Source organism: Pyxidicoccus sp. MSG2 (genome assembly GCF_026626705.1).
Classification (GTDB): domain Bacteria; phylum Myxococcota; class Myxococcia; order Myxococcales; family Myxococcaceae; genus Myxococcus.
Genome location: NZ_JAPNKC010000001.1, coordinates 9,853,293 through 9,861,130, shown reverse-complemented (window position 1 = coordinate 9,861,130; position 7,838 = coordinate 9,853,293). Strand labels below are relative to the sequence as shown.

General features: G+C 65.4%; 2 protein-coding genes. Both read left to right on the top strand.

All coding sequences use genetic code 11. The features are described 5' to 3' along the window. The first annotated feature begins 132 nt into the window (after nt 1–132). Entirely contained in the window at nt 133–2,034 is a 1,902-nt protein-coding gene (locus tag OV427_RS38580) for a M4 family metallopeptidase (RefSeq protein WP_267861228.1), read from the top strand. Between the two features lie 332 nt (nt 2,035–2,366). Next, entirely contained in the window at nt 2,367–7,838 is a 5,472-nt protein-coding gene (locus tag OV427_RS38575; protein WP_267861227.1) for a CHAT domain-containing protein, read from the top strand.

Below are 7,838 nucleotides of genomic sequence, written 5' to 3'. Positions count from 1 at the left end.
CGGGAAACGAGCGGGGGCCGCGTGCCCCCCGCTCTCCTCCGCCTATACTGCCCGCGCTGCTGAGCTGACTTTGAAGGCGGCGAACAGCAGTGCTGCCAGCGCGACATCCCCTGCCGCCGAGTAGGAGGACCTTTGGTTCGCACGCACCTCGTTGCAGCACTCCTCGCCACCCTGCCCCTCTCCGCCTGCGATGTCGGCGAGGGGGACTCGAAGCTCACCGGCACCGCGAAGCTGGACGAACTGGCGGGAGTGCGGAGCGCGTTGGCCGCGATGCCGGGCGCCCGCGTCGTCGGCCAGCATGGTGACGGCATTCCCCACACGCTCGAAGGCAGGCTGGGTACCGCGGCCTTCTCGCTGACAGGCTCTGCCACGGCGGACGCGCACCGAGCCATCGCCCATGCTCTGCCGGACATCGCCGCGACCTTCCGCCTGAGCGCCTCCGACCTGGTGGTGCGCAGGGTGAGCGTGGACGAGCAAGGCGTCACGCACCTGCGCTACGGCCAGACACTGAACGGGCTGCCGGTGGTGGGCGAGGAACTGGTGGTGCATGTCGACGCACAGGGCCACATCTTCGCGGCCAACGGCACGGCGCGCGGCGGTGGTGGACAGCTGTCCGCGAAGCCCACCCTCTCCGCCCTGGCGGCGAGCACGGCCGCCCTGCGAGCCACCCGGGGCACGGGACTCGTGGTCGACGGATCCCCGCGCCTCGTCTACCTCCGCTCGCAGGACGACCAGCAGCTCGAGCTCGCATATGAGGTGCGCGTCTCGGGTGAGGGGCCGGACATGCCCCTGCGCGACCGCGTCTACGTGAGTGCCACCGATGGCTCCATCGTCCTGGTGGCTCCGGAGATCCACTCAGCGCTCAACCGCCGCGTGTACAGCGCGAACAACGGCACGACGCTGCCGGGCACGCTCAAGCGGAGCGAGGGACAGGCCGCAACGGGCGACACGCATGTCGACAAGAACTACGACCAGCTCGGGCTGGCCTATCAATGCTACCTGGCGGTGGCCGGGCGCGACCTGGGCAACACCCTTGGCGGGCCGCTCATCAGCACCGTCCACTTCGACCGTAACTACGTGAATGCGTACTGGAACGGCACGCAACTGGTCTACGGCGACGGCGACAACCAGAACTCCATCGAGCTGGGCAGGGACGCGGATCTGACGGTGCATGAGCTGACGCACGCGGTGACCGAGCGCGAGTCCAACCTCACGTACGCCGGCCAGTCCGGTGGCCTGAACGAGGCCCTGTCCGACACCTTCGCGGCCGCGTGCGAGAGCTGGGCTTCGGGCGCGTGGAGCACTGCGGCGGACATCTGGAAGATTGGCGAGGACGTCTGGACGCCAGCCACCGCCGGGGATGCGATCCGCTACATGGATGACCCGGTCCGCGACGCCCTTTCGTTCGACTGGGCGCCGAACGTGACGTCCACCACGGACGTGCACTACAGCTCGGGCGTACCGAACCTGGCGTTCGCCCTGCTGGCCAAGGGAGGCACGCATCCCCGTGGCCGCTCCGCCGTCGTGGTGCCAGCCATCGGCGTCGAGAAGGCCATCCGCATCTGGAACAAGGCCAGCACGGACTTCTACGTTCCCTCGACCAATTTCGAGCAGGCCAAGGCGTTGACCGTCCAGGCCGCCGCGGTCCTGGGCTACGACACCGCCACGCAGGACGCGGTGAAGCTGGCCTGGGAGTCCGTGGGCGTGGGCGTGCCGCCTCCGCCGTGCACGCTGCTGACCAACGGTGTGCCTGTCACCGGAATCTCCGGCGCGACGGGTTCGTCGAAGTACTACTGCATCGACGTGCCGGCCAGCCGCGCCTCTTCGTATGTGATGAGCGGCGGCACCGGTGATGTGGACCTGTACGTCCGCATTGGCACGGCACCGACACGGACCGCGTACGACTGCCGCCCGTACCTCACCGGCAACAGCGAGACGTGCAACTCCGCGCCGCAGACGAGCAACCAGCGCATCTACGTCATGCTGTATGGCTATGCCACGTACAGCGGGACGTCGCTCAAAGCCACGTATTGACCCGAGCGTGGGAGTGCACGAGCCGGGGATCGAACCCGAGGCATGGCGGTAGGAAACATCAAGCAGGACGCGCCCTTATCCGCTATCGCCTTGAATTTTCTCGGGTTCGCCTTCCGCGATGTCCCGGGTCGTTCCCCCTGGATCCATCTGAATCCGCTCTGGAAGGGCACATTCCGGGGCACTTGGGCGCGTCACGCAACCACCTCCGCGCTCGTTGGCTTCGCTAGCTAGTACTCACACGCCTGAACCAAAGTCAGAGGCCTCCGCCCGAAGCGGACATGTTCGGGGAAACCCTACTGAAGCGTCCCGCTATGGGTACAGGAGGATGCCACATGGTGAAGTCCAAGAAGAAGCTCTTCGCGGAAGCCCGGAAGGGTCTACATACACTTCAGGAAGAGAAAGCCTACGACCAGGCCCTCTCAGATAACCCCGAATCCTGGAACCTGCGTCTTCGAGCTCAGAGCCTGCTTGACCTGGGCCGCAGGGAGGAAGCGCTCCCACTCTTCCACCAAGCGCTGGCGCTCCATCCGGAGGCGGATGACAGCGCTGCGGCAGCAGCCGCTCGCCACGACTTGGCGCATGCACTAGCGGCTGAACAGGAGAACTTCTTCGCGCTCACCACAGCCAGGCAACTCTACAGCCGTGCCCTGCAATCACCGGCCCGCCAACGCGCTCCGCTCCGCTCCGCCGAAACCGAGAGTTCTCTCGCTGTCTGCCTGCGCCGGATGGCTCAACAGGTCGCACGGGAAGAGCGGGCGCCGCTCTTCGAGGAGATCGAACGGCGCTATAGGGGTGCCATCTGGCGACTGGAGGGCTGCGGTCAGATGGGCCTTCAGCAGCTCTCCGAGGTCCACTTGAACCTCGCCAACTTCCTGGGCACCGAGCGTGGAGAGGTCGAGCGTGCCCTCCGCGAGTATGACCGGGCGGCGGACTGCGCCCAACGTGCCCAAGAGTTCTTCGGCCCCTCCCGCAATGCCATCCCCCTGCGGGCCCGTCTCTCCTCCGCGAGCCTGCTGCGCGTGCGTGGACGCAAGCAGGATTTCAAGCGGGCCGAGCACCTGGCGAAAGAGGTCATCCAAGCGGGGGACCCGAAGTACCAAGCGCTCGCACGCATGGAACTCGCGGAGCTTATCCTCGCTGGGGATACCCCCGACCGGGTGACCTGCGCCCGAACCTTGCTGGAACAGGTGCGATGGAACGTGCTGGACCAGTTCGAGCACCTAGGGCACCTGGCTGCCCTGCTCAGGCGTTCCGATGGACGTCAGGCCGCCATCGAGCTGCTGAGCGGATTCATCGAGAAAGCCATCCAGCATCGGGCCGAGGCCACCATCTCCGACTTCGAGGCGGACGCGGCTTCAATCGATATGCAGCATGCTGCTGAGTTTGTGGCGTGCATCCTTGCGCAGGACCAGCACGATTCACTGCACGCCTTCCTGGCACTCGAGAATACGAGCGGTTTCCGCTTCGCCGAGAACCTTTCCTCTCATGTGCGCAGGCCCGAGGAGCCTTTGGCCAAGGCGCTTTACGACGAGCTGATGAATCACATGGGCCAGACGTACATGCTCGACTCCTTCGCGCAGTCGATGAAGCGCCAGGCCCCTGATGAGCAGCGGAAGTTCCTCGACGGCATCATTCCCCAGCTGAAGCAGCCTGCCGAGGACAAGGACTCCGCCTTCATGCGGCCCAGTTGCATCGCCGCCCGAAAGACACCCGTTCCCTCAGAGTACTTCGACACGCTGGTCGAAAAGGGGCGCCAGCAGGTGATCCGGCTGCGCTACGCGCTCGCCCGAGTGGACAAGACCTACGCGGAGGTCCAACGCGTCCTCAATCAGAACCTCGGCCCAGAGGAGCTGACGACCGTGCTCCGCCAACATCCAGGCTCTGTCCTGATACGAATCTTCGTGCAAGGGCAGGAGCTCCTGGCCATCACCGTGTGCCTCGAAGGTGACGAACTGAAGGCACGGAGCACCACCTGTCCCATTCGTCCGGAGGTCTTCAGCCTCATCCGGCAGGCCGCTGAGCACAGTGCGACCTTCACAAAGTCCGAGCTTCTCTCCCAAATGCTGCGGGAACTCGACTTATCAGCGGCATTGCCCTCGGAGACATGGGCACGCGCCGTCCTGCTGCCCTCGCACGTGTCGACGTTCCTCCCGCTCGCCGCGCTCGGCCCCGTAGGCAGCCGGCTCATCGACCGGTTCGAGTCCATCATCTGGCTCCCCAGCCTCTTTCCGCTGCGCACCCGCCCGGCCCCCACATCCCCTCGAAGGGAAGAGTGGGTGGTCATCCCCGGGGGGACACACTTCCACCCCATCGCCTTCCAAGCTCTGCGCCCTGGCGAACGCTGTCTGGTGGGGGAGGAGGCAACGCTCGAGGCCATCCAAGGTGCCCTCTCTGAGGCCCGTACCCTCAGCATCTACACCCACGGAGAGCACACTGCTGGAGAATGGCCCCAGCTCGAGCTCAAGAGGGAGACGCTCGACTTCGGCAAGCTCAAAGCAGGGTTGCTGTACGGCATGGAGCGGGTGGAGATCTGGGCGTGTCAGTCGGGCGCCAACCTTCCCCATGATCCCCTGACACGGCCCGCGAACGAGGGCTACGGACTGGACCACATTCTGCTGACGAGCGGGGTGAGAACCGCCATCGGGACACAGTGGTCCGTGCCCGACCTGGTGACCGCGATCTTGGCTCGGGAATACCGGCGGCGGCTCGCCGCAGGCGACGAGCCTGCTCGAGCCCTGGCTGGCGCCCAGCGGCAGTGGCTCGAGCAGAGTCTGCCGTTGCTACTCGAGTCCCTGCGGAGGCTTCCCGTCGGTGAGGCCATCGCCTCTTTCGCTGGAACCTTGGGCCTCCCTCCAGAGCATGACGTCCGCGGCCCTGTGTTGAGGATGCTGGGCCCCGTTCCGGAGCAGATGAGCGAGCACCAGGTGGGCGAGCTGGAAGTGCGACTGTCATGCCCGGTTGCGTGGGCAGGCATCCGCTTCGTGGGCCTACCGGAGTGGAGGGCCGAGAAGGAATGGACACCAGTCTCCGACCGGGCGCTCACTGACGAGGAGCGGGCGCAGTTGGAACAACTCCTCGCCCAGGAACCGCCGTCACCGGTTTCCTTCGATGAGTTGCAGGATACTTGGCTCGAAAGCGAGGCCACCCCCGAGCCCGGTGAGTCCCCTTCGCCGGAACGAGCCCTGGCGGTGGCTCGTGTGCTGCGCGATCGGCTGAACTCCTCTCAATCCGACAACCTGCTTGCTGCGCTGGCGTGGGTCCATGAGGCGCTTGCGGTTCCAGGCATCTCGTCACACGAGCGGGAGCGACTCTCCGTGGAGGCCGCGCATCTCTGGCTGGAGGTCGCCCAGCGAGGGGATGTCCGCCCCATGCTCCCCTACACCGTGCCCCTGGCCCGGGCGGAGGGACTTCTGGCCGGTCTCTCTCCCAGCTTCGCGGACCTATCCGCCGACACCATGGCGGCGCGGGCCCGGTTGAACTTCCTTAAGCGTGCGCACCAGCAGGAGGAGGAGCCCGATCATGCGGTTCAGGCAGCGCTCGAGGAAATCTTCCCAGCTCTGGAAAGGATAGGTCCAGACACATTCGAAGCTCTCCGAGTAGCCACGATCGCGGCCGAGCTGATCGCCATGGGATCCCCGACGGTGCGTGCGCAAAACGCGAGCAGCATCGATGCGATACGCAAGCTCGCCCCGCAGACCTGGCCCCATCGAGAGACTGCGGCGGCCGTCTATCGTCTGCACGGCCTGCTCGAACGTCTGGGTGACGCGCCTTTGAATATTGATGAAGCCGTGGGGTTTCTGCCGCCGAAGGAGCTCGTTGCCGTAGTCAACCACAAGGCGGTGCAAGAAGGGCCGCGGCCGGGCGCGGGCATGCTGCCCAAGGCCTCCAACCACGCACTCAATCGGATGGAGGTCGCGCTCTGGGGGTACCCGTCCGATGACCGCTCTGCCCTGGTGCGGATGACGGGAACGCTGGGACCGGCATACCGATGGATGCTCAACGGGTATCTGGCGGGACATGCCCGCGCGCACCCGGAAGACGTTGTTCACCTCCTCGCCTGCCTGCAGTACTCGTGCGATCTGCGTCTGACCGTGCTCCATCGGCTCGCGCGGCTGCCAGAAGCGCTGGGGTTGGAGTCCCTCCCGCCGGCCATGCAATACCTGTGGGATCTATTGAGGATCCGGCGGCTGCTTCACACGGCACTGTCCGATGCGGCCCTGTTTCCCAGCTTGGATCCAACACTCCCCAAGCCTCATCCTCACCACCTGGACCCCTATGCCCTGTCCTCGCAATCCCTGGTTCAGGGACTGAAGGTGGACACGGATCTGACGGCCTGGACCCTCGGCGAAACGTGTCTCTCGCTCCGCAAGGAGGGAACGCGTCCTCCACACACCACCGCCTTCGAGGCCACCTGCCTCTCCGCCTGGATCGAGGCGAGCATCGCCAAGACCTGGGCAACGCTCCTTGAAGCGGATGAGCGGGGCCGCAAGCTCATGGGCGTCCAGGAATTCCCTGGCGTGACCAGCGTCATCGAACCAAGGCGAGACCTCGAGGAGAATGAGAAGGCCCTCAGGAACCTCTCTGATGGCTACGGTGTTCTCGGGCTGGTGATCGAGCCTCGGGGGGAACTGCTAATCATGGCGTACTGGAACGATGGGCACTCGCACGGTCAGCGGACGTTCCTGCTGGAGAAGGCCCTGATCCAGGGCGCGCTCCTGGGCGTGCTGCGCCCCTCCGAGGAGGATGCCACCTCCCGCCGGGGGTCCTCCTCGGACATGCGGAGGAACGCGTGGCACATGGTGGAGGAACAGCTGGCGCCGGTGCTCGAGTCACTGCTTCGAATTGCGCAGGCCCGAAAGAAGTTGAAGTGGAGTGTCCTGGCTCCGGGAGCCCTGCGTGAGTTGCCGCTGCTTGGCTTGAAGCTCGCGGGGGGGATCCTCGCGCATCAGGTAGAAGCGCTCGTCCACATGCCATCGATTGGTTTCTCCCTCCCGCCGAGGGAACGTGAGGATGAGGACTTCACGGCCTGCCTGCTCGCCCGAGACCGCGAGAAGGAAACCACCGGGTTCGGCGAGGCTGCGGTGGAAACGCTCCGGCGCGTTCATCCACCATACCTGGTGGTCGACCCCGGAGATCTCAGCGGCAGCCGCGTGGTGGAGGTGGGAACCCTGGAGCCCCAGGCCTCACGGATTCGCACACTGCGACTGTATGGCGTCGGCAAGGTGGACTCGCTCAACGACACGCTGGCGCTCATGCAGTTGGAGGGACAAAGAGCACTCCGGGACCGAAATACCCACGGGATGATCATGCCTCGCTGTGAGGTGGTCGAAATCTGGGCATGCACCGCTGGAAGCGCGGGAATGCTGCACCCCTTGCGCAATGATGGAGACCGCATCCCCGGGCTCGCCGCGAGCTTCCTTGCCAATGGCGCATTGGCGGTCATCGACCTAGCATGGCCTGTCCACGACATCGTCAAGGCACTGGTGTGCGAGCATTACGGGCTGATTCGACGGCGGATTGGCCACCGCCCCGAGGCGCTGAAAGAAGCGCTCAGATTGACGGGTGCGGCCCTGCAAGAGCTTCGACGTCAGGCGGGTCAGCGGACAGTGCGGCAGGTGCTGGAGTTGCTCGACCACCTGAGACAATCCGCTGCGACGCTCGTGTTCAACATCGACCCGAGCCAGCTCGTGCCGTTCGCCAATGGAGCTGAATCTCCCCTGGTTGTGAACCTGTCCGGAGATGAGCTGGTAGAAGAGCTGTGCCAGCCAGTACACCTCGCGGCTTTCCGTTGGTGGGGGGCGTAG